This window comes from Lentibacillus jeotgali, assembly GCF_000224785.1.
GTDB classification, from domain to species: Bacteria; Bacillota; Bacilli; order Bacillales; family Amphibacillaceae; genus Lentibacillus; species Lentibacillus jeotgali.
On the sequence record NZ_AGAV01000003.1, the window covers coordinates 157,927 to 178,221 of the forward strand.

Sequence of the window (20,295 nt, forward strand, 5' to 3'; positions counted from 1 at the left end):
CTAAGTTTTTTCACCGGGTCTCTAGGATTTACCAATTCTTTTCAGGATATCGATAACGGTTTTCTTTTCTTCGACACTAAGATCCTGAAGTAAATCCTCAATCGCTTCCTGGTGCTTCGGGAAAATGTCATCCATCAGTTTCTTCCCTTTATCCGTAATATGAATGTATACAGCACGCCGGTCATCCTTGCATGGCTTACGTTCGAGCAGTCCTTTGGATTCCAGCTTATCAATCACATACGTCATGGAACCAGCGTTAATCAGTACTGCCTCGGAAATCTGCTTCACAGTCAGGTTACCCTTATGATATAAAGCTTCCAGCACAGCAAAGTCATTCGTTTTCATATCATACCGGCTTATGTCTTTTTTGACGTATTCAGTTACTGATTTTGAAGCTTTCATCAGGACAACAAACGCTTTTAGTGATAAATTTTCTTTCATTTCAATTTCGCTCCAGCATATTTAGTTAAAATTTATTTAATTTTAATTCAAACTAATTATAAGCGTTTTGTTAAAAATATGTCAACCGAATCGCCTTATCCAGCCTTATACATGGGTGGTGAGTGGTCCGTAAGGCTCGATTTGGCTCAATCTAACATTCTGAAAAGAAAGGTGAATCGGATTTGTTCAAAAATTCGCTGTTGCCATCCGTCGCTATTCGTGTTTAAATGTATAAAATATCACATTAAACAGAATATGGGGTGATGCTATGGAAGATAGTGTATCAGTCGGACTTTTAGGTGTAGGAGTCGTGGGGTCAGGTGTTATCAGTCTTATCGAGCAGCATCAAGCAAAACTCGCCCACCAGCTAGGATGCAGTGTTCATGTTAAAAGCGCATTGGTACGAAATCCAAACAAAGTACGCGATGTGAACGCTAAGACGAATGGAACATTGCTCACAACAAATCCCGATGATGTCTTAAATGATCCCGAAATTGATGTCATCGTTGAAGTAATGGGGGGGATTGAAGAAGCCCGTGAATCAATATTAAAGGCGTTTGAAGCTAAAAAGCATGTCGTCACAGCCAATAAGGATCTTGTTGCTCTTTACGGTGCGGAATTGCATGACTCCGCGGGGAAAAATAAATGCGACTTCTATTATGAGGCAAGCGTTGCCGGCGGGATTCCCATTTTAAGGGGGATTACGGATGGGTTCGCTTCCGATCACATCGAACAATTAATGGGGATCGTGAACGGAACAACGAACTACATATTAACAAAAATGCACAATGAAGGTGTCAGTTACGAAGACGCGTTGAAGGAGGCACAGGAACTCGGCTTTGCTGAAGCTGATCCGGCGGCAGATGTGGAAGGGCTTGATGCTGCTAGAAAAATGGCCATTCTCGGCAGGCTTGCTTTCTCGACCCATATTGACCTTGATGATGTCGAAGTAACCGGCATAAACGGAATTGAGTTAGATGACCTGCAATATGGCGATAGCCTCGGATTTAACATGAAGCTGATCGGTTTTGCCAAATTTGACGGCAAGCAGGTGGAAGTGAATGTTCAGCCAGCGCTTATTTCCAAAGAACATCCGCTGGCAGATGTCAAAAATGAATATAATGCTGTTTATGTGTACGGTGAAGCGGTCGGAGAAGCTATGTTCTACGGGGCCGGTGCAGGAAGCATGCCGACTGCCGCAGCGGTCATATCGGATGTTGTCACCGTCATTAAGAATATGCACCGTGGCGTGACGGGCAGTCAATTCGTCGAGCCACGCTTTAAAAAGGAATTGAAAACTGAAGATCAGCGTTTTGGCCAATACTATGCTCGTTTCCATGCGAAAGATGAAGCAGGTGTATTTTCCAGGATATCGTCTTTATTCAATGAGTTTGATATCAGCTTTAAACAGATACTGCAAAACCCGCTAAAAGAAGCTGACGCGGCAGAAATTGTCGTGATAACACATCGGTCATCACTGGAAAAGATGCACCAGGCTTTGGATGCACTCAGCAAACTTGATGAAGTGCTTGAGACTAAAAGCTTTTATAAAGTAGAAGGAGATGCTGACGCATGACGTGGCAAGGTTTGATCAGACATTATCAATCTAATTTGCCTGTTACAGACAGGACCCCGGAAATATCGCTTCAGGAGGGCAATACATCACTCATCCATTTCTCAACGTTGTCTGAGCAATTGGGCATTGAGCTATATGGAAAGGTGGAAGGCGCTAATCCAACAGGATCGTTCAAAGACCGCGGCATGGCGCTGGCAGTTGCCAAGGCGATTGAGGAAGGTAGCAACGCCGTTATTTGCGCTTCAACCGGCAATACATCCGCTTCAGCTGCAGCCTATGCAGCCAGAGCAGGCATCAGGGCAATCATTGTTATTCCAAAAGGCAAAATTGCACTTGGAAAACTAGCCCAAGCTGTTATGTACGGAGCGGATATCGTGGAAATTGACGGCAATTTTGATGATGCCCTGAAAATAGTGCGAAAGATAAGTGAGACGGCACCTGTTACACTCGTCAACTCTGTTAACCCATATCGGCTTGAAGGGCAAAAAACAGCGGCATTTGAAGTTTGTGATGTGCTCGGTTCTGCCCCTGATATTCTGGCTATTCCGGTTGGCAATGCAGGTAATATCAGTGCTTACTGGAAAGGATTCAAAGAGTATCATGAGATGAAACAGACAGGCCTTCCACAGATGTTCGGTTTTGAAGCAGAAGGAGCTGCTGCGATTGTCGGCAATGAAGTGGTCCAGAACCCCGAAACGATTGCCACTGCCATTCGCATCGGCAATCCTGCAAGCTGGAAACTGGCTGTACAGGCACGGGATGAATCCGGCGGTAAAATTGGTTCGGTCACCGATACGGAAATTGCCCATGCACAAAAGCTTCTGGCGACCCAAGAAGGCGTTTTTGCTGAGCCGGGATCCTGTGCTTCGATTGCAGGTATTATTCAACAGCGAAAACAAAACACAATTACTGAAGGGTCAAAGGTTGCAGCTGTTTTGACTGGTAATGGACTGAAGGATCCGCAGACCGCCATCGACCAGATCGATCAGGACCCTGTCACATTGCCAAATGATGAAAAAACAGTCACGGATTATATTGAAAAGCTGGTGGAAGCATGAGGTCGTTCAGGGTACGTGTCCCGGCAAGCTCAGCGAATATCGGGCCGGGTTTTGATTCGATGGGATTGGCTCTGGGCTTATATCTCAAGCTCGATATTTCACTTTCTGATAAATGGGAAATTGAGCAGCTCTCACCGCATCTGCCGGAACTCACAAACACGGAGGATCATTTTATTGTGCAGATTGCCCAAGACATTGCAGCGCAGTGGAATGAAGAACTGCCTCCATGCAAGATGGCCGTCCATAGTGACATCCCGTTGGCGCGCGGGCTTGGCAGCAGTGCGTCTGCAATTGTTGCCGGTATTGAAATGGCAGACAGGGTGTGCGAGCTGGATCTAACCCCGGAGCAGAAACTTGAGCTTGCTACTGAAATCGAAGGGCATCCTGACAACATTGCCCCGACTTTAATGGGGGGATTTGTCATATCGACAGTGGCTGCTGGCGGAATTGACTGGGTCCAGTTGCCATTGCCTGAGGCGGAAATCATTGTCTATATTCCTGAGGAGGGATTGATGACCGAAGCAGCCCGAAAAGTTTTGCCGGAAACGTATAGTAGAGAGACTGCTGCCTCGGCAAGCGCCCTCAGCAATGTACAGATTGCCGCCCTTGCCTCCGGTAACATTGAACTGGCAGGCAAAATAATGGAACGTGATCTGTTTCATGAACCATATCGCGCCGAGCTGATTCCGGGTTATGAGGCTATCAGACGTGAGGCCAAAAAAGCCGGTGCTTACGGGACGGTCATCAGCGGTTCGGGGCCGACGATGATTTCGTTTTCCCCCAAAGGTAGCGGCCACAGAATCGCAAACCACCTCGGTAGCCTGATGCCTGGTCATAACGTAGCGTTATTACAGGTTGATGATGTCGGGGCGACTACAATTCCTAAAGCAAAATAAACAGAATGCAAATGGCAGGGACTTTTGCTTGTAAGAGTCTCTGCTGTTTTTGTGTTTGCTGAGGGATATTGCTATATACAATGGTCCTCCTTCTAAATCTCGGTCAGTTCAAGTTTAAAGTCTCCTACAGCCCCTGGCTCATATAAATTGGTTATTGAAGTCGAATAGTTACTGATGACAGCGGGGAATTTGAGTTTTTCTTCAGGTACCTTTACAACAAAATCGTTCTCATACAGTAAAGTCGTAACATCGTGATAAGCTTCGTGCGTCACTTTGAAGTCAAAACTTAATTTAGTCCGTGCCTCATCATTCTTCGTGATTGATTCCACCTGAACGTTAGACGCATTAATTTCCATATCATTAATGATCACTTTCTCAAACATTTGTTCACCTTCTCTAACTTAATAATTCATTCAATCATAACAGCTTTGGCTATACACCGCTACGTTTGGGTTCAATGAACAGACGGATATAGCAATCACTGAGAATAAATTTTGGGGACGAGGGAAAAAGAACGAATATCAGATATCACAAAGAAAGGGGTCGGCTAATGGCAATTCCACATGAACAAGGCTTGGATAATACACATAAATTGCTTTTGGAAGGCTTTGATTACATTCCCAAGAGGCGCTGGAAATTTCAGTCAGATATTTTCCGGTCCAGGCTACTCGGACAAAAGGTGGTCTGTATGGGCGGTGAAGAGGCCGCAGAAGTTTTTTATAATGAAGAAAAATTTAAACGAAAAGGAGCTGCGCCAAACCGGATCAAAGAATCCCTGTTTGGAAAAGGTGGTGTGCAGGGGCTGGATGGTGCGGTACATAAGCATCGTAAAGAACTGTTTATGTCGCTAATGACGCCTGAGCGTCTTAGTGAACTGAGAGAGACCACTAGAAAACAATGGCAGATTGCAGTCGATAACTGGCAGAAGAAGCGGAAAATGTCATTGTTTCATGAATCAGAAGTACTGATGTTCCGTATTGCCTGTGAGTGGGCTGACGTGCCGTTATTTGCCAGTGAATTGAATCAGCGGGCCTGTGACATGGCAGCTATGATAGATGCTTTTGGAGCAGTTGGACCAAGGCACTGGAAAGGCAGAATGGCTCGCAATCGATCCGAAAAATGGACAAGGAACCTTATCCAGCAGGTACGGAGCGGGAAACGGCATCCTCGTGAAGGCACACCCTTATATGAAATCGCCTGGCACCGTGATTTGAATGGCAAACTGCTGGATTTACAGACTGCAGCAGTGGAATTGCTGAATATCCTAAGACCCATTACAGCCATTGGACGATATGTGACATTTGGGGCGCTGGCCATGCATGACTTTCCGGAAACAAAGGCAAAGCTTCGGACAGGTGATGATGAGGACAGCCGAATGTTCGTTCAGGAAGTTCGCCGTTATTATCCATTTGGGCCATTTTTAGGAGCGAGAGTCCGGTATAACTTTAAGTGGGGAGGCCATCATTTTAAGAAAGGAACGCTTGTCCTGCTTGATGTTTATGGGACGAACCATGATCCTAATTTATGGATTGATCCTGAAGTGTTCAGACCGGAACGTTTTAAGGACTGGAAAGAAAGCCCATTTAATTTTATCCCACAGGGCGGCGGTGATCATGATATGGGCCATCGTTGTGCAGGTGAATGGGTGACAATCGAGGTCATGAAAGTCAGCCTGGAATTTCTGACAAAACAGATTGATTATAAAATGTCACAGCAAAACTTGAATTATAGTATGGTTCGAATCCCGACTTTACCGAAAAGCAGATTTATGATAAGAGAAGTGACAAGCAAATAGAAACAGTGAAGGACGTCCTTTCAACGGGCGTTTTTAACTGTGTTAAAATAATCATACTTTACATCTCCCAAGTTGTTACTAGGACAATCACCTAATGAATAGGATGGTATGTAGAGCATATGAATTGGGGGAAGAACTATGCAAATTCATGTCGTGAGAAGCGGCGATTCAATATGGCAAATAGCACAACAATATGGTGCGGATATTAATCAGATCGTTTTGTTGAATGAATTGGGTAACCCGGATGTGCTGGTGGTCGGACAGTCGCTGGTGATTCCGGAGCCCGGACGTGACTATGTTGTTCAGTCCGGTGATACATTGTGGCAGATTGCACAGATGTTTGGGGTGACGGCCCAGGAACTGGCGGTCGCGAATAATATTACTGATCCATCGCTGATTTTTATCGGGCAGATGCTGATCAATCCTTATTTTATACACACTGTTCAAGCCGGTGAATTTATTTGGGGTATTGCCCAACAGTATGATGTTAGTGCTGAACAAATTATTGCGGTCAATGATATCGGACAGTCCGGGTTAATATTCCCGGGCCAAACGTTAAGAATTCCTGTTGCAGCAAAGCCTGTTACAGAAGTGAATGCTTATATAACACGGGTGGATGAACAGGGTGCTCCCGAGGTGATGCGCTTAGGCAGATATTTAACATATCTTTCCCCGTTCATGTACAGCATCCGTGATGATGGCACACTCACCGAATTGCCTGATCAGCCGGTGCTAGAAGCTGCCCAAGCCAATAATGTTGCACCGTTATTGGTTGTAACGAATTTTGCCCAAAGTGAGTTCAATTCGGATTTGGCTGCGGCTGTGTTGCGTAATCCTGAAGCACAGGAGGAACTAATCAGTAATATGCTGACCCTCATGCGGTCAAAAGGGTATGCAGGCGTCAATTTTGATTTTGAATATGTTTATCCCGAAGACCGTGAGAACTATAACAATTTCCTGCGGCGTGTCGTAGCGAGGCTGCATCCTGAAGGGTTTCTGGTTACGACAGCTCTTGCGCCGAAGGAAACTGCCGATCAGCAGGGGCTGTTGTATGAAGCCCACGATTATCAGGCGCATGGCGAAATTGTCGACTTCGTCATATTGATGACGTACGAATGGGGGTGGGCCGGCGGTGAGCCATGGGCAATTGCACCGATAAATAAGGTAAGGGATGTGCTGGATTTTGCTGTAACTGTAATTCCACGGGATAAAATCGTGATGGGGGCACCTTTATATGGACGTGACTGGGAAATTCCGTGGGTGGAGGGCACCTTTGCAACGACGGTAAGCCCAAAAGAAGCAGTACAGCTGGCAGCCGAATATGGTGTATCCATTCAGTATGATGAGACGTATCAGTCGCCATTTTTCCGATATGTGGATGAAACCGGTCAGGAACACGAAGTCTGGTATGAGGATGCCCGCAGTGTTCAGGCGAAATACGACACGGTAAAAGAATATGGTTTGAGAGGTGTGAGCTATTGGTCACTGGGGACACCATTCCCGCAAAATTGGCCGGTACTGCAGAATAATTTTAGAATCCGAAAATTGTAATAAGCTCCCTTTGAGACGGATGCCGTTTCAAAGGGGTTTTAGCGTAGAAAATATCATGATTTAAAAAGTGTTTTTCGAAACAGGTCACTGAATTTTGCTTCATCTTCAGTGGTAAACGCTTTTGACCCTTTTGTTCGTTTGCCGCTTTTGCGTGCCATAGCATTTACATAGCGGGTTTGCAGCAGATGATCGATGTTATCGTCTGTATATGCAAACCCCTTATGATGCAGCACAGTGCAACCTTTGGAAAGTCCTAGTGAAGCGAGACCATAATCCTGCGTAATGATAATATCGCCTTGTTGTGCCAGTTGCATAATCCGGTAATCTGCAGCTTCCGCACCTGCGTCTACATAAATTATTTCGACACCGGGCTGTTCGTCATCATGCGAAAAATGCGAAAAACTTTTTACAAGCACAACCGGTACGTTAAAATCCTGGGCTATGGTTATGATTGTTTTTTTTACCGGACAGGCATCCGCGTCAACGTAAACTTTCATTATAATCGCCTCCGTCTTATATACTGTAATTTTAGCAAATATTGGATGGGGAGACCACTGAAAAGGCGGTATCAGCAGATGAAAGAAAATATCAACTGAAGAGAAGAATTATCGGCAGAAGATTAGTACTATCAGCAGAAGGGTCGAGATATCAGCAGATAGAGTGACATTATCAACAGAAGAAGGGGAATATCAGCAGAAGAAAAACAATATCAGATACCCGGCAGCCATTTTATTATTGACGTTTTATTTAATCGAAACTATAATTAAACACTATGTTTGAAAATAACATGAGCAAGCCGGTGGTTTTTAGAGAGATAGAGTTAACAAATGGTTCGGGAAAAGGATAATCATTTTCCATCCAACGGTCTGTATGACGTCACATATTATAGACACTTGCTCCTGTATATGGGAGGCAAATTTTGCAGGGAGAAGAGAACGTTAAAACGGACTGGACCGTTTTTGCCGTCAGCGGCGGTTTTTTGATTGTATTTATTGTTCTATCGTTCATTGACAGTACCATGGTTGGGGAATGGATTACAACCTTATTCAATTATTCGGCCGATCTGTTTGGAGCGTATTGGCAAGTATTGTTATTTGGAAATTTTGCAATTGGTATATTTTTGGCATTTTCAAGATATGGAAACGTCAAATTGGGTAAGATGGATAAACCAAAATACAGTTATTATCGCTGGGTTGCGATGATTCTCGTAACCCTTCTGGCAAGTGGAGGTGTGTTCTGGGCAGCCTCTGAGCCGATGTATCACTATATGACAAAACCCCCACTATTTGGTGGTGAGGAAGCTAATAGTGTACCGGTTGCGTTTGCACAGGCTTTTATGCATTGGGGATTTTTGGCCTGGGCCATCCTGGGCACGCTTTCAACCATCGTGATGATGTATGTACATTATAGTAAGGGTTTCCCGATGCGGCCAAGAGCGTTGTTGTATCCGGTTTTCGGGGAGAAAATCTTTCATAAAAGTGTTCTGGGTTCTGCGGCTGATATTTTTTCCATCATTGCTACAGCCGCTGGAACACTGGGGCCGCTAGGATTTCTGGGGCTACAAATAGCTTATGGGCTGAATCATTTATTTGGTATTCCGAATACGGTGTCGGTAAGCATTCTGGTCGTTGTCGTTCTGGTTGTCATCGCGGCGATTTCGGCGGCAACCGGGGTTGATCGGGGTATCCTTCTGTTGAGCCGTGTCAATGTGAGCATGACGTTTTTGCTGGGATTTATTATGCTTTTGATTGGTCCTACATTGTTCATCATTGATGCATTTATCGGTGGAACAGGTTTTCATCTGCAAAATTTCTTTGCAATGAATTTTTACCGCGGTGACAATGCGTGGCTTGGCGCGTGGACCATCTTTTTCTGGGGGTGGTTTATCGGCTATGGGCCGATGCTGATCATTTTTATCAGCCGCATCTCCCGCGGCAGAACGATCCGAGAATTGATTATCGCGGTATCGATTGTGGCACCGCTTGTGACAAATTTCTGGTTTTCCGTTATAGGCGGAACAGGCGTATTCTTTGAAATGGAGAATCCTGGAGCTGTATCCGGAGCATTGAACGAAGCGGGAATGCCCGCTGCTGTCATGGCGATTATGGATCAGCTGCCAATGGGTACGGCCATGGCAGTCGCCTTTCTCATGATATCCGTTGTTTTCGTGGCAACGACGACCGATACGATGTCTTATACGGTAGCCGTGACATTAACCGGCAATGATCATCCTGCCCGGTGGCTGCGAGTCTTCTGGGCGCTAATATTTGGTGGAACGACGATGATGATTTTGACTATTGGAGAAGGTAGTATTACCGCTATTCAAAATTCGATTGTTATAACGGCTGTTCCGGTTTCGTTTTTGCTGTTGCCGCCGTTGTGGAACGCTCCGCAAATTGCGAAGAAAATGGCACTGGAACAGGGACTGATGTGGGAGCGGCCTCGAAAAGGCAGACCCATTAAAATTGATCATAAGAAATAGAGTGGGGCACTTCCGGGTGCTCTTTTTTTGTCCACTGATTGGAGTTTCGCTTTACCACTGATTTTTGGTATAATGAAAATAGTATTAAGGGGAGGCGTCACTGTTGAGTGAACCGAAAAAGCTGCAAAAAGATGCGAATAACATATTGAAACAGACAAGCCGGACATTTTACATACCGATTACACTGCTGAAATCACCGCTGAACCAAACGGTTGGATCAGCCTATTTATGTATGCGTGCTGTTGATGAGATGGAGGATCATGAAGCGCTGGATACCGAAACAAAACAACACCTGCTCCGAACAACGAGTGACCTATTGAGGCGCGATCATTTTGACGGTGAGGCCTACCGTGAATTGGTGCAGCCGTATGAAACGCAGCTTCCTGAAGTCACATTGCGACTGGATGATTGGCTCCTGCTTTGCCCGGACGGGATTGTTGATAATGTAAAAGCGACGACAAGTATGATGGCTGCAGGAATGGCTGATTGGGCGGAAAAGGGGTGGAATATCAAGGATAAAGACGATCTTGATGATTACACCTATTACGTTGCCGGGCTTGTCGGCGTCATGCTGTCTGATATTTGGGAATGGTATGACGGGACCAGGACGGACCGGGATCTTGCCATAGGTTACGGCCGAGGTCTGCAGACTGTCAATATTCTGCGGAACCAGGATGAGGATAAAGAACGTGGCGTCAGCTTTGTTCCGGATGGATGGACGCGCGATGACTTGTTCAGATATACCGAAAAGAATCTGGCAAAGGCAGATGAATACATGCAAGATATCAACACCCGGACGATTAAGCTGTTTTGCCGGATTCCGCTCGCCTTGGCTAAACGAACCTTGAAAGCATTGAAAGAGGGCCGCGAAAAGATTTCCAGAGATGAAGTTGAAACAATTGTTGAAGATATTAAGAGTGACTAGGGGCAAAGCCACCATTCAATTCGAATGGTGGCTTTGCCACTTTACATTTTTACCAAGTTGTCATTTTTTATATGTAACAGTCGTGTCATTCATAAAGACAGGTAAAAGTAAGAGACCGCCCCCGGACGGTCTCTTAAATCATTTGTTCAGCAATGATTTGAAGCCAAGATATAAGATGGCTCCCGAGAATATGATAATGACCAGACCACCTATCACATTCAAAAACGAAGCCAATCCTCCTGTAATGATCGACGATGCCGGTATATTAGCCAGTGCAAACCCCGCTAGGACACAAGCCAAATAGAGCAGTGTTAATTGATAAATAATATCCCTCCTTTGCGTGATGTATACGGAACTATTCAGCATAAGAGGGCTGAGAAAAAACTTGCTAATAGCACTGGAATGACTGAACGTTATCCAGGTCGACACCGTAGTAGACCCATCTGTTTCGCTGCCATCTGAAGCCTGCAATTGACTGTCTGCCGACAAATACTGGGAAAAACCAGAATGAATCCCACCTCAACCAGATATATGTGAATTGAAATAGGCATCGCTGGATTGCACCTGGATCGACTGCAAAGACCCCGAAGTTACCTTGAGCCTGCTGTGTCTGCGGCTGTTGCGGTGTGAATGATGGAGGCGGTGAAGTTGGAGCACTGACTTGCTGCTGTCCTCCTGGAAATCCTGTAGGTGGCCCTCCGCCTGTCTGTCCAGGTGGTCCACCGAATGGAGGGGCGCCTCCCGATTGCCCGGGCGTACCGCCAAATGGAGGCCCTGGCCCGGGACCGTCACCTTGAAACCATGGCAGATTAAATATTCTCGGATCGCCATATGGTGGCTGGTTATGATTCATATTCAATTTCCTCCTTAATCGTCCTTCTCTTTAGCCTATGGGGATTCGTCTATTTTTGTATGGGCGTATAAATTGGTTTAAAGGAAAATATACGATTTGATTCAGTCTTTAATTATTTGGCCATTTCCCATTGACTCTAACGTTACGTTATACTTTAAAGTGACAGTTGAAGGGAGGCTGCAGCGATGAAAGTAAAAGGAGTTGCCGAATTAGTTGGCATCAGTGTGCGCACACTGCATCATTACGATGATATCGGACTGCTTAAACCCGATACTACTGATTCAGGCTATCGGATCTATTCGGAAAAGAATCTCGAAACATTGCAGCAGATATTATTTTTCAAAAAGCTTGGCTTCCCCTTGAAGAAAATAAAGGAGATTATCAACAGTCCTTCGTTTGACAGGGAAGAGGCGCTTGAGATTCAGCGCAGGATGCTGCTGGAAGAGCGATCCCGTCTGGACAATATGATTGCGACAATTGATAAGACAATCCAGCATGTGAAAGGAGGGACTCCAATGAATGATCAGGAGAAGTTTGAGGGATTTGATTTCAGCAAAAACCCATACGAACAGGAAGCCCGCGAACGCTGGGGCGATAAAGCGGTTGATGAGTCAAATGCTAAAATCGATAAGATGTCAAATGAAGAAAAAGAAGCAATGGGCAAAGAATTTGACCGAATTTATCGTGACCTTGCTGCAATCCGTCATAAATCACCCGATTCAGATGAAGCACAGGAAGCCATCAAAGTTTGGTATGACTACTTGAATAAGATTGGCAATTATTCACTGGATGCCTTCAAAGGGCTCGGGCAAATGTATGTCGACGACGAACGTTTTACGAAAAACATCGACAAGTATGGTGATGGACTGTCCGTATTCATGCGTGATGCCATGGCTGTGTATGCGGATCGGAACAAAGGATAGTATCGCCTGCGAATATAATACAAAAAGAGGTCACAGCATTTATAAAGGTGTGACCTCTTTTTGGTTATCGGTTACTCAAAGATTTTTGACAGCTTCGCCGATATTATCTGCCTTCGTAATCGCTGAAATAACTGCAACCCCATCAGCACCGGCATCAATGACGGAGGATGCATTCTTCTCGGTGATCCCGCCAATCCCGACGATCGGCGTACCGGGATGCTGTTGCTTTAAGGATCTGATCCATTCAAGCCCGACAGCTTGTTCAGCATCGTCCTTTGATGACGTGGCAAAGACTGACCCGGCACCGAGGTAATCAGCCAGCTGGATGGGGCTATTGTCGGCCTCGATTTGATTGGATACTGACAGACCAATGATTCTATCGGGAAACATCTCCCGTACTTTATCAAGCTGTAAGTCATCCTGTCCAACATGGATGCCGTCAGCGTCCAGCGGTTCAACTAGATCAATATCATCGTTTACGAAAAACATGATGTTATGCTGGGAGCAAATGTCACGGATTCTGCGACCCAATACCAGTTTTTGCTGACCGGTTAACGAACCTTTACCTTTTTCCCGGAACTGAAAAGCGGTAATGCCTGCTTCTGCTGCTTCTTCGAGGATAACCTCTGGTTTCCGGTTACAGTTCTGGCTTCCCATGATAAAGTATTTTCTTAAATTCATAGGCTACGTCCTTTCCAGTTCGGCAGGGTCGAGCGACAGTGCGTCGATGAAATGGGGGAGAAACGTCCCCGAACCATTGACACCGGTTTGTCTGGCGGCATGTTCTGCGGCGAGCCCGTAAAATTCAGCAACGGTCAATGCTTGCTGCCCGATGTCTCTCCCCGTTGTCAGGCATGCTGTTAAAATTGACCCGAGCAGGCAGCCTGCGCCGGTTATTTTACCTAAAATCGGGTGACCAGTCTGATTTTGCAAAACCTGGTCAGCAGTGTAAATTATATCTGTTTTACCGGTGACAACAGCAGCAGACTGATATGTTTCAGCTACCTTTCTCGCAACCTCATCGGCATTACCTTCACCAACTGATTCAACGCCTTTCGTTTCCCAGGGAATTTCAGCCAGATGAGCGAGTTCGCCTGGGTTTCCTTTAATCACGGTCGGCTTCACTTGTTCCAGAATGCTTTTGACAGCTTTAGTTCGGAATGGCGTTGCGGCAACACCTACAGGGTCAAGGACGACAGGAATCCCATTTTCGTTGGCAGCAACACCCGCCCGGATCATCGCCTGCAGTTCAACAGCAGTGAGCGTCCCGATATTGAGGAGAACGCCATCTGAATTGGATACCATATCAGGTACTTCTTCTTCAGCTTTAGCCATCACAGGTGCGGCACCAAACGATAACAAACCGTTTGCCGAAAAATTCATGACCACCTGATTTGTCAGATGATGGATAAGCGGTGTTGCCTCACGCGCTTCTTGAATAATCGAATGATTCATTTACTTCACCCTTTCTATTCGATGTGCCCACTGATTGGTCGGGCCGCTTCCCTTTCCGATCGAAAATGAATGACGGATGGCAGCCGTTACAAAGTCTTTTGCCTTTTGAACAGCTTCCGGCATTTGATAGCCATGGCTTACATAGGCAGTGATGGCTGCAGAATAGGTACAGCCTGTGCCATGCGTATTGGTCGTATCGATACGCTCTGCCTGGAAGGTATGCATTGTTTCCCCATCAAACAAAAAGTCGACTGCTTGACCTTGCATATGACCGCCTTTGACTAAGGCAGCTTTTGAACCGAATTCCTCCACTATCCGCTTAGCAGCCTGCTGCATCTCTTTAGTTGTTTTTATTTCTTCGCCGATAATGACTTCTGCCTCCGGAATATTCGGTGTTACCAGCGCAGATAATGGAAGCAAGTTCTTGCGTAAATAGTCGCGGGAGTTTTCCGCAATTAATGTGTGTCCGCTCGTGGTCACCATAACCGGGTCCATAATATAAGGAGCATCCAACTCGGAAATCTTTTCCGACACAGCATCCATGATAGCCATGTCGGCCAGCATACCAGTTTTGAACGCCTGGAAAGGTATATCGCAAATAACCGAATCCAGCTGCTGCTTAATGACGGGAACTGGCATATGCTGCACATCCTGAACGCCGGTGGTATTTTGAGCAACCACAGATGTGATAACTGACATACCATACGCCTTTAATTCCTGAAATGTCTTCAAGTCAGCCTGGATGCCGGCGCCGCCGCTCGGATCGGTGCCGGCAATTGTTAATGTTGCTGGAATATGTGTCATGGACTGCTCACCTTCTTTCCGGTAGACCATTCTTCACACGTGTAAGCCATCTCCCAGAAAGCCAGCTCCAACATACAGCTTTTGCGGAATGCTTCTATCATGTGCCCCCGTTCTTCCTGTGAGGCATTTTCAGCGATTCTGTCCAGGCGGTCGCACATTTCTTCGGTTTTGTTCCCTTTCTCTGCATAGAAATTGATCCATTGGTAAAATGGGTGGTCTGCTGGCGGGTCGTATTGTGTCTTTAATTCCCGGCCGATTTCCAAATAAGTCCATGGGCAAGGCAGAACGGCACTGATAGCCTCACCCAAGCCGCCCATGTTTGTGTGATACATCATGTGTTTTACATAATGATCCGCGGTCGGCGGGAGCGGATACCCCTGAAGCTCATCATAGCCAACGCCAATATGATCACAGAAGTTGTGATGCGGATGGACTTCACTGTTTAAAACGAATTGGATCTGGTTATTAAAAAATTGCATGTCTTCACGTTTTGCAGATTTGGAAATAGCCGTTCCATAAATCCGCATAAATGCGTTTAGATACTCAAAGTCAGCTTTTATATAATGTGCGATGGCCTCATCCGGAACATCTCCTTTTCCAATACCATCGACAAATGGGTGATTCATAATGGCCTGGAAAAGATCATCGTTTTCTTTCCGTAACATCTGTGTGAATGTCATGAGAAAATCTCCTTTTTGAACAGACTTTATACGTGATTCTTTATCAAATTTTCCTGTTTCACTTTTGAAACGACAAACCAGCCGATTAATGCACCTGATATACTGCTGACGAGAAATGATGGCATAAAGAAGAATGCGCCAGCTGAACTGCCCAATAAGATACGGGCAAATGGCACGACAAACAATGAACCAAAAATCCCGGTGCCAATTGCTTCACCAAGTGCAGCCATCCCTTTTGTGGCAGTCAGGCGATACAGATAACCAGCCAGAAAAGCACCGATCATGCCGCCCGGAAAAGCCAGCAGTGTCCCCAGACCAAGCATATTGCGGAGCAGCCCGATCATAAAGGCGATGATAACTGCCGGCCCCGGACCCAGCGTAACCGCTGCCATGACATTGACCGCATGCTGGATCGGATAGGCCTTGGCAACGCCTGCCGGGAACCATAGGATCTGTGCGCCTAGGGTACCAATCGCCACAAAGACTGCCATTGTTGTCAGTAAACGTGTCCGGTTCAAACTCAGGTCCTCCTCTCATTAGGGGCAGAAGGCAAATTAAAAAAGCCAGATCCATAGACTGGACCTGGCTTGGAATAGCTGATATCACACTGCCGTCAGACTACTTCCCTACGCTGGTATTAGCCAGATCAGGTCCGTAAGAGTCGGAAAGCTCAGACGCCTTTCCTCTCAGCCCGCGTTTCTTGGGCACCCCTAGTAGTTTTAATGTATTGCATTATGCAACTTGAGTGTAACAAAAGGATTGGCATTTGTCATCCAGATTATTTAATTTTCCCGACAATCCTAATATAAATGTTCACTTGTTTCAGCCTTCTGATTATTACCAGTTTAATTCTTCTCCACAAAGACGAGCAAACTTTTCTGTTATATCTTTAAGATATTGATAGTCCATTGACGGGAGTTTCGCTGTATCTACGGCTTCCAAAATATATTTAGTAAAATCCCATACTTCTTTTTGAATCGACGCTTCACTAACGATAGCAACCTTATATAATGTGTCTACAATGCTATATACAACTGATATGTCATCTTTCCCGTAATGCTTAATTTGGTAAAAACTTTTAAATAAGTAATCCCGAAAATACTTTTGTTCCATGATTAATCGCAAATCACCATTATTATCGGAAAAATACGTGACAGGACGGTAATTGCCGGCTAATTCTGAAAGCAAACCACCAATGCGGTGAATACAATTAATCGCAGTATTCGGATCATTCATACTTGTTGATAGTGCCTTCACAGCAATCTCAACTAACTTCTCAATTGAAAATGCAATATCCTGAAGATCGGTACGTTCATCGCCGATTAATAGAAAATAGTCGTGTTCGGCTAAATTATCCTTTCTGTCCCCTAATGCCCAAAAGTAAAAAACCGGCATTCCTTTAGGGACATAATCACCAACCTGAAAAGTTGCTTCTAACACCATATTATTGTCATTGGCCCAGTTAATCAGATAGTTATAATTGACTTGTTGAATGTAGCCAGAACGCATGGCGTGAATCGACTGTCTATCATTTTCTCTAATGGTTTCAATTTGCGAATGGTTCCAATGCTGGTGTTCTCCATACGTTCTTTCTGCAAAAGTTTCTCTAATTAATTTCGATGTTTTGCTACGTATGACGCCAATCAGGAAGTTCACTTGCGCCCACCGTGCTGAAAAATGGATAAATAAAATAAAAAATCCAAGCGAAATAACTGTAGTAATAACGGTGAAAAAAGGGCTAAGCAAGTCTTTTTGGTTTGTTTCTGTTAATAGCCATAAATTAATCAGTACAAAAATAAAGCCAAACGTGTAAACACCTAACACATGTTGTGTAATTTTGCTCTGCATAAAGTCCTGTAGTGCTCGGGGTGAGAACTGGGATGAATATGTTGTCAGCATCACCATAATTGTTGAAAAACTTATTGTTGTCATCGTCAGCATCGCTGTAATTAAAGCGGCATAAAGCTGCTTCGCTATACTTTGACCAGTAAGTAGGATGTTCGGTATGCTGCCGGATACTTTAGGGACTAGCCAAACATCCACTGCCGTTATGACACCTGCTGCAATCATCGAACACAACCCATATACGATGGGGAGAAACCAGAAACTGTCACGAGCGATTGTCCAAAATTTAGTTTGATTCATTCTAATCCTCTTTTCTAATAGTAATCATCATATACCCCTTGCTTAGCCACTAAAAACTTAAGACATAATCTCTTTTACATAGGGTATTCCACTTTCACATCAAATAAGATCCGTCAAGAAACAGGTTTGACAAACTATCTGATTGAGGAAAAACTGGATGATTTTATGATACAATTGATGGAACATGCGAACGCAGAATAATTTAATTTACGTTCCGCATAAGATAATGAAGATGAAATAGGGGGAGGAGCTTGCATGAGCAGAACAGGCGAGATTGTGTTAACTGTTATTGGCGCACTCATTTATGGCTTTTTTACTGTCGTCGGCGGATTTATGGTATGGCTTTTTAATAATGAGGCCATTTGGAACCAGGCCTCAGAGGAAATCAGTCAGCAACAGCCTGAAGTAGCCTCGGGTGATATGGAAGCTGTTACTGAAATGTTTCAGGGAAGCGGCTGGTTTCTTATCATTCTTACGCTCATCAGTGTGATCTTAGGTATAGTTTGCATTGTGTTCATGAAAGGCAATAAAAAACCGAAAGCTGCAGGAATCATTTTGATTGTGACGGCAGTGCTGAGCACTCTTATTACCTTTGGAGGAATGATATTCGGCGGTGTATTCTATTTGATTGCTGGCATCATGTGTCTGGCACGAAAAGCCCCGGCACCGGCAGCCCATGAAACAGTCGAATAAGATGGGATAAAAGGAGCAGCTTTCGCGCTGCTCCTTTTAATTGTGTTTAGGAGAAAGCTCATGAATAAAGCTTTGCGCGGGATGATCGTGCAAGGCTGATTTATGTCAGCTTTCCCTATTTTAGTTCTCAAATTCCTACCATCAAGAATATTTCAAATATTTACAACCTAACCCATTTCCGTTATATTAAAAAGGAAAGTCAAAAATTGTATTTTATGCGTGGGAGGCTTGAGTTCCATGAAACACGAAAATAGATCTGATAACGATCCGCGTTATAAAGTTGCCAACCGTGAAGCATTAATTGGGGTAGGGCTGGTCATTTTCAACTTTATCTGGTGGTTTGCCTTTGCCTATGGACTTGGAGGTAAGGATCCATCCGAATATACATATGTTTTCGGGCTGCCGGCATGGTTTTTTTACAGCTGTGTACTGGGATTCGTTGTCATGGCGGTTCTTGTGACAATTGTCGTCAAGAAATGGTTTGTAGAAGTTCCGTTCGATGAAGAAGGAGATGGGAAATGAATTGGCAAGCATTACTTCCGTTAATTGGTTTGTTGTTAATCATATTCGGTGTAGGTATATGGGCAGGTAAATATATAAAATTCTCAAATACGTTTTTGCAGGATTATTTCCTGGGAGGCAGAAGTCTCGGCGGTTTTGTTCTGGCGATGACAATGACCGCTACATACGGCAGTGCCAGCAGTTTTATCGGCGGTCCCGGGACAGCTTATACCGAGGGGCTCGGGTGGGTTCTCCTAGCGATGACCCAAGTGTCGACCGGCTATTTTGTGCTGATGGTCCTTGGTAAAAAATTTGCGATTATGACACGTAAATATAAAGCGCTGACAATGGTTGATTTTTTAAAAGAGCGGTACCAATCTAAATGGGTGGTCCTGATCTCCGCATTCAGCATTATCATCTTTTTATTTTCAGCGATGGCGGCCCAGTGGATAGGCGGTGCCCGGCTGATAGAGTCACTTGTCGGGATACCGTATACAACAGCTTTGTTTATTTTTGCATTATTAGTACTGATTTATGTAGTAATCGGAGGCTTCAGGGCGGTAGCGCTGACGGATGCCATCCAGGGGACGATTATGTTCATCGGTACTCTCATATTGCTGATTGCTACGATTATCGCAGGCGGTGGTATTTCCAATATCATTTCGGATCTGAATGCGGAAAATCCGAATTTGATTACGCCGTATGGTGCTGAGGGGACGCTTTCACCAGCCTTCGTATCATCATTCTGGATACTTGTCGGCGTTGGTGTTGTGGCCTTGCCGCAGATTACGGTCAGGGCCATGTCATACAGAGATTCCCGTTCCATGCATCGTGCCATCATTATTGGTACGATCGTTGTTGGTGTCATCATGTTGAACATGCATCTGATTGGTGTGTTTGCCCGGCCGATTTTGCCCAGCATTGAAGTCGGTGATAAAGTTATGCCGCTGATTGCACTCGAGGTTATGCCTAACTGGCTGGCGGGCATCGTACTGGCGGCACCAATGGCAGCTATCATGTCGACGGTCGATTCATTGCTGCTCTTGGTGAGTTCATCCGTTGTCAAAGATGTTTACTTAAATTATATGGAACCAAATGCTTCTCACCAGCGGGTCAAACGATTGAGTATCGGTGTGACAGCTACGCTCGGGGTTATTGTGTTCCTGATGGCACTCAATCCGCCTGATTTGATCATCTGGCTGAACCTGTTTGCCTTTGGAGGTCTTGAAGCGGCATTTATCTGGCCGATTGTAATGGGACTTTATTGGAGAAAAGGGAATAAATATGGCGCACTTGCCTCCATGGTGACCGGTATTGGGTTATATGTTTTATCAGACACATTCTTTCCGCAGCCATTCGGGTTACATTCGGTCGTGCTGCCAGTGGTGGTGTCGTTCTTTGCTTATGTACTTGTAAGTCTGGGAACGCAGAACGATTCAGTTAGTGAGGCTCCAAGCTAAATTCGTGGAAGGGAAAATTGTAGCACCCAATCGTCTTGTAATTTTGCTGGCAACAGT

General features: G+C 45.1%; 22 protein-coding genes and 1 riboswitch. Of the genes, 11 read left to right on the plus strand and 11 right to left on the minus strand.

Annotated elements, in window-relative coordinates; translation table 11 throughout:
* Window positions 1–21: 21 nt before the first annotated feature.
* Complete coding sequence (locus ON01_RS01230) at window positions 22–441, minus strand: MarR family winged helix-turn-helix transcriptional regulator (RefSeq protein ID WP_010529188.1); 420 nt, start codon at window positions 439–441, stop codon at window positions 22–24.
* Window positions 442–709: 268 nt separating this feature from the next.
* Between ON01_RS01230 and ON01_RS01235 the strand changes: the two genes are divergently transcribed.
* Genes ON01_RS01235 through thrB form a run of 3 tightly spaced genes read left to right on the plus strand, consistent with a single transcriptional unit; the run spans window position 710 to window position 3,971 of the window.
* Entirely contained in the window at window positions 710–2,017 is a 1,308-nt protein-coding gene (locus ON01_RS01235) for a homoserine dehydrogenase (protein WP_010529189.1), read from the plus strand.
* On the plus strand, window positions 2,014–3,075 hold the full coding sequence (thrC, locus tag ON01_RS01240; protein ID WP_010529190.1) for a threonine synthase: 1,062 nt from the start codon (window positions 2,014–2,016) through the stop codon (window positions 3,073–3,075). Before ON01_RS01235 ends, thrC begins: the two co-directional genes overlap by 4 nt.
* On the plus strand, window positions 3,072–3,971 hold the full coding sequence (thrB, locus tag ON01_RS01245) for a homoserine kinase (protein ID WP_010529191.1): 900 nt from the start codon (window positions 3,072–3,074) through the stop codon (window positions 3,969–3,971). The genes thrC and thrB overlap by 4 nt, the downstream gene beginning before the upstream one ends.
* 92 nt (window positions 3,972–4,063) lie before the next feature.
* Here the strand turns inward: thrB and ON01_RS01250 are convergent, their stop codons facing one another.
* Window positions 4,064–4,354 carry a DUF3219 family protein gene (locus ON01_RS01250; protein ID WP_010529192.1) on the minus strand — a complete coding sequence of 97 codons (291 nt, stop codon included), beginning with the start codon at window positions 4,352–4,354 and terminating at the stop codon, window positions 4,064–4,066.
* A gap of 167 nt (window positions 4,355–4,521) precedes the next feature.
* On the opposite strand from ON01_RS01250, the gene cypC reads away from it, so the two are divergent.
* The gene (gene cypC / locus ON01_RS01255; protein ID WP_010529193.1) at window positions 4,522–5,766 is read left to right on the plus strand and encodes a CYP152 family fatty-acid peroxygenase CypC; all 1,245 of its coding nucleotides are present in this window, start codon (window positions 4,522–4,524) and stop codon (window positions 5,764–5,766) included.
* 138 nt (window positions 5,767–5,904) lie between these two features.
* Window positions 5,905–7,317 carry a glycoside hydrolase family 18 protein gene (locus ON01_RS01260; RefSeq protein ID WP_010529194.1) on the plus strand — a complete coding sequence of 471 codons (1,413 nt, stop codon included), beginning with the start codon at window positions 5,905–5,907 and terminating at the stop codon, window positions 7,315–7,317.
* A gap of 53 nt (window positions 7,318–7,370) precedes the next feature.
* On the opposite strand, the gene ON01_RS01265 is transcribed toward ON01_RS01260, so the two are convergent.
* On the minus strand, window positions 7,371–7,814 hold the full coding sequence (locus ON01_RS01265) for a YaiI/YqxD family protein (RefSeq protein ID WP_010529195.1): 444 nt from the start codon (window positions 7,812–7,814) through the stop codon (window positions 7,371–7,373).
* Between the two features lie 422 nt (window positions 7,815–8,236).
* Between ON01_RS01265 and ON01_RS01270 the strand changes: the two genes are divergently transcribed.
* Together ON01_RS01270 and ON01_RS01275 are read left to right on the plus strand one after the other, a co-directional pair.
* Window positions 8,237–9,799: a BCCT family transporter gene (locus ON01_RS01270; protein ID WP_010529196.1), complete on the plus strand. Its 1,563-nt coding sequence runs from the start codon at window positions 8,237–8,239 to the stop codon at window positions 9,797–9,799.
* Between the two features lie 103 nt (window positions 9,800–9,902).
* Window positions 9,903–10,724, plus strand: coding sequence for a squalene/phytoene synthase family protein (locus ON01_RS01275; RefSeq protein ID WP_010529197.1), 822 nt, complete (start codon window positions 9,903–9,905; stop codon window positions 10,722–10,724).
* Between the two features lie 138 nt (window positions 10,725–10,862).
* Here the strand turns inward: ON01_RS01275 and ON01_RS19770 are convergent, their stop codons facing one another.
* Entirely contained in the window at window positions 10,863–11,153 is a 291-nt protein-coding gene (locus tag ON01_RS19770; RefSeq protein ID WP_245544960.1) for a hypothetical protein, read from the minus strand.
* Window positions 11,113–11,577 (minus strand): hypothetical protein, encoded by a 465-nt coding sequence (locus ON01_RS19375; protein WP_010529199.1) that lies wholly within the window; start codon window positions 11,575–11,577, stop codon window positions 11,113–11,115. The genes ON01_RS19770 and ON01_RS19375 overlap by 41 nt, the downstream gene beginning before the upstream one ends.
* A gap of 185 nt (window positions 11,578–11,762) precedes the next feature.
* Here ON01_RS19375 and ON01_RS01290 point away from each other — a divergent pair, with 185 nt between their 5' ends.
* Window positions 11,763–12,500 (plus strand): MerR family transcriptional regulator, encoded by a 738-nt coding sequence (locus ON01_RS01290; protein WP_010529200.1) that lies wholly within the window; start codon window positions 11,763–11,765, stop codon window positions 12,498–12,500.
* Between the two features lie 75 nt (window positions 12,501–12,575).
* Here the strand turns inward: ON01_RS01290 and thiE are convergent, their stop codons facing one another.
* The 6 genes from thiE to ON01_RS01320 form a co-directional block, all read right to left on the minus strand.
* Window positions 12,576–13,181, minus strand: coding sequence for a thiamine phosphate synthase (gene thiE, locus ON01_RS01295; protein WP_010529201.1), 606 nt, complete (start codon window positions 13,179–13,181; stop codon window positions 12,576–12,578).
* A gap of 3 nt (window positions 13,182–13,184) precedes the next feature.
* Window positions 13,185–13,955, minus strand: coding sequence for a hydroxyethylthiazole kinase (thiM, locus tag ON01_RS01300; RefSeq protein ID WP_010529202.1), 771 nt, complete (start codon window positions 13,953–13,955; stop codon window positions 13,185–13,187).
* Complete coding sequence (gene thiD, locus ON01_RS01305) at window positions 13,956–14,759, minus strand: bifunctional hydroxymethylpyrimidine kinase/phosphomethylpyrimidine kinase (protein ID WP_010529203.1); 804 nt, start codon at window positions 14,757–14,759, stop codon at window positions 13,956–13,958.
* A complete protein-coding gene (gene tenA, locus ON01_RS01310) occupies window positions 14,756–15,439 on the minus strand; it encodes a thiaminase II (protein ID WP_010529204.1) in 684 nt (227 codons plus the stop codon). The genes thiD and tenA overlap by 4 nt, the downstream gene beginning before the upstream one ends.
* 26 nt (window positions 15,440–15,465) lie before the next feature.
* Complete coding sequence (gene thiW, locus ON01_RS01315) at window positions 15,466–15,957, minus strand: energy coupling factor transporter S component ThiW (protein ID WP_010529205.1); 492 nt, start codon at window positions 15,955–15,957, stop codon at window positions 15,466–15,468.
* Window positions 15,958–16,045: 88 nt separating this feature from the next.
* A riboswitch (TPP riboswitch) is annotated at window positions 16,046–16,161 on the minus strand.
* A gap of 115 nt (window positions 16,162–16,276) precedes the next feature.
* Window positions 16,277–17,584: a DUF2254 domain-containing protein gene (locus ON01_RS01320; protein ID WP_029328937.1), complete on the minus strand. Its 1,308-nt coding sequence runs from the start codon at window positions 17,582–17,584 to the stop codon at window positions 16,277–16,279.
* Between the two features lie 255 nt (window positions 17,585–17,839).
* On the opposite strand from ON01_RS01320, the gene ON01_RS01325 reads away from it, so the two are divergent.
* The 3 genes from ON01_RS01325 to panF all read left to right on the plus strand — a co-directional run bounded on the left by ON01_RS01325 (window position 17,840) and on the right by panF (window position 20,238).
* Window positions 17,840–18,277 (plus strand): DUF4064 domain-containing protein, encoded by a 438-nt coding sequence (locus ON01_RS01325; RefSeq protein WP_010529207.1) that lies wholly within the window; start codon window positions 17,840–17,842, stop codon window positions 18,275–18,277.
* A gap of 237 nt (window positions 18,278–18,514) precedes the next feature.
* Window positions 18,515–18,799, plus strand: a complete 285-nt coding sequence (locus ON01_RS01330) for a YhdT family protein (RefSeq protein ID WP_010529208.1) — start codon at window positions 18,515–18,517, stop codon at window positions 18,797–18,799.
* On the plus strand, window positions 18,796–20,238 hold the full coding sequence (panF, locus tag ON01_RS01335) for a sodium/pantothenate symporter (RefSeq protein ID WP_010529209.1): 1,443 nt from the start codon (window positions 18,796–18,798) through the stop codon (window positions 20,236–20,238). Before ON01_RS01330 ends, panF begins: the two co-directional genes overlap by 4 nt.
* Window positions 20,239–20,295: the final 57 nt, after the last annotated feature.

Bases quoted from the DNA above. Each gene is read 5' to 3' on its own strand.
- ON01_RS01230 (WP_010529188.1), bottom strand. From the start codon at position 441: ATGAAAGAAAATTTATCACTAAAAGCGTTTGTTGTCCTGATGAAAGCT.
- ON01_RS01235 (WP_010529189.1), top strand. From the start codon at position 710: ATGGAAGATAGTGTATCAGTCGGACTTTTAGGTGTAGGAGTCGTGGGG.
- thrC (WP_010529190.1), top strand. From the start codon at position 2,014: ATGACGTGGCAAGGTTTGATCAGACATTATCAATCTAATTTGCCTGTT.
- thrB (WP_010529191.1), top strand. From the start codon at position 3,072: ATGAGGTCGTTCAGGGTACGTGTCCCGGCAAGCTCAGCGAATATCGGG.
- ON01_RS01250 (WP_010529192.1), bottom strand. From the start codon at position 4,354: ATGTTTGAGAAAGTGATCATTAATGATATGGAAATTAATGCGTCTAAC.
- cypC (WP_010529193.1), top strand. From the start codon at position 4,522: ATGGCAATTCCACATGAACAAGGCTTGGATAATACACATAAATTGCTT.
- ON01_RS01260 (WP_010529194.1), top strand. From the start codon at position 5,905: ATGCAAATTCATGTCGTGAGAAGCGGCGATTCAATATGGCAAATAGCA.
- ON01_RS01265 (WP_010529195.1), bottom strand. From the start codon at position 7,814: ATGAAAGTTTACGTTGACGCGGATGCCTGTCCGGTAAAAAAAACAATC.
- ON01_RS19375 (WP_010529199.1), bottom strand. From the start codon at position 11,577: ATGAATCATAACCAGCCACCATATGGCGATCCGAGAATATTTAATCTG.
- ON01_RS01290 (WP_010529200.1), top strand. From the start codon at position 11,763: ATGAAAGTAAAAGGAGTTGCCGAATTAGTTGGCATCAGTGTGCGCACA.
- thiE (WP_010529201.1), bottom strand. From the start codon at position 13,181: ATGAATTTAAGAAAATACTTTATCATGGGAAGCCAGAACTGTAACCGG.
- thiM (WP_010529202.1), bottom strand. From the start codon at position 13,955: ATGAATCATTCGATTATTCAAGAAGCGCGTGAGGCAACACCGCTTATC.
- thiD (WP_010529203.1), bottom strand. From the start codon at position 14,759: ATGACACATATTCCAGCAACATTAACAATTGCCGGCACCGATCCGAGC.
- tenA (WP_010529204.1), bottom strand. From the start codon at position 15,439: ATGACATTCACACAGATGTTACGGAAAGAAAACGATGATCTTTTCCAG.
- ON01_RS01320 (WP_029328937.1), bottom strand. From the start codon at position 17,584: ATGAATCAAACTAAATTTTGGACAATCGCTCGTGACAGTTTCTGGTTT.
- ON01_RS01325 (WP_010529207.1), top strand. From the start codon at position 17,840: ATGAGCAGAACAGGCGAGATTGTGTTAACTGTTATTGGCGCACTCATT.
- ON01_RS01330 (WP_010529208.1), top strand. From the start codon at position 18,515: ATGAAACACGAAAATAGATCTGATAACGATCCGCGTTATAAAGTTGCC.
- panF (WP_010529209.1), top strand. From the start codon at position 18,796: ATGAATTGGCAAGCATTACTTCCGTTAATTGGTTTGTTGTTAATCATA.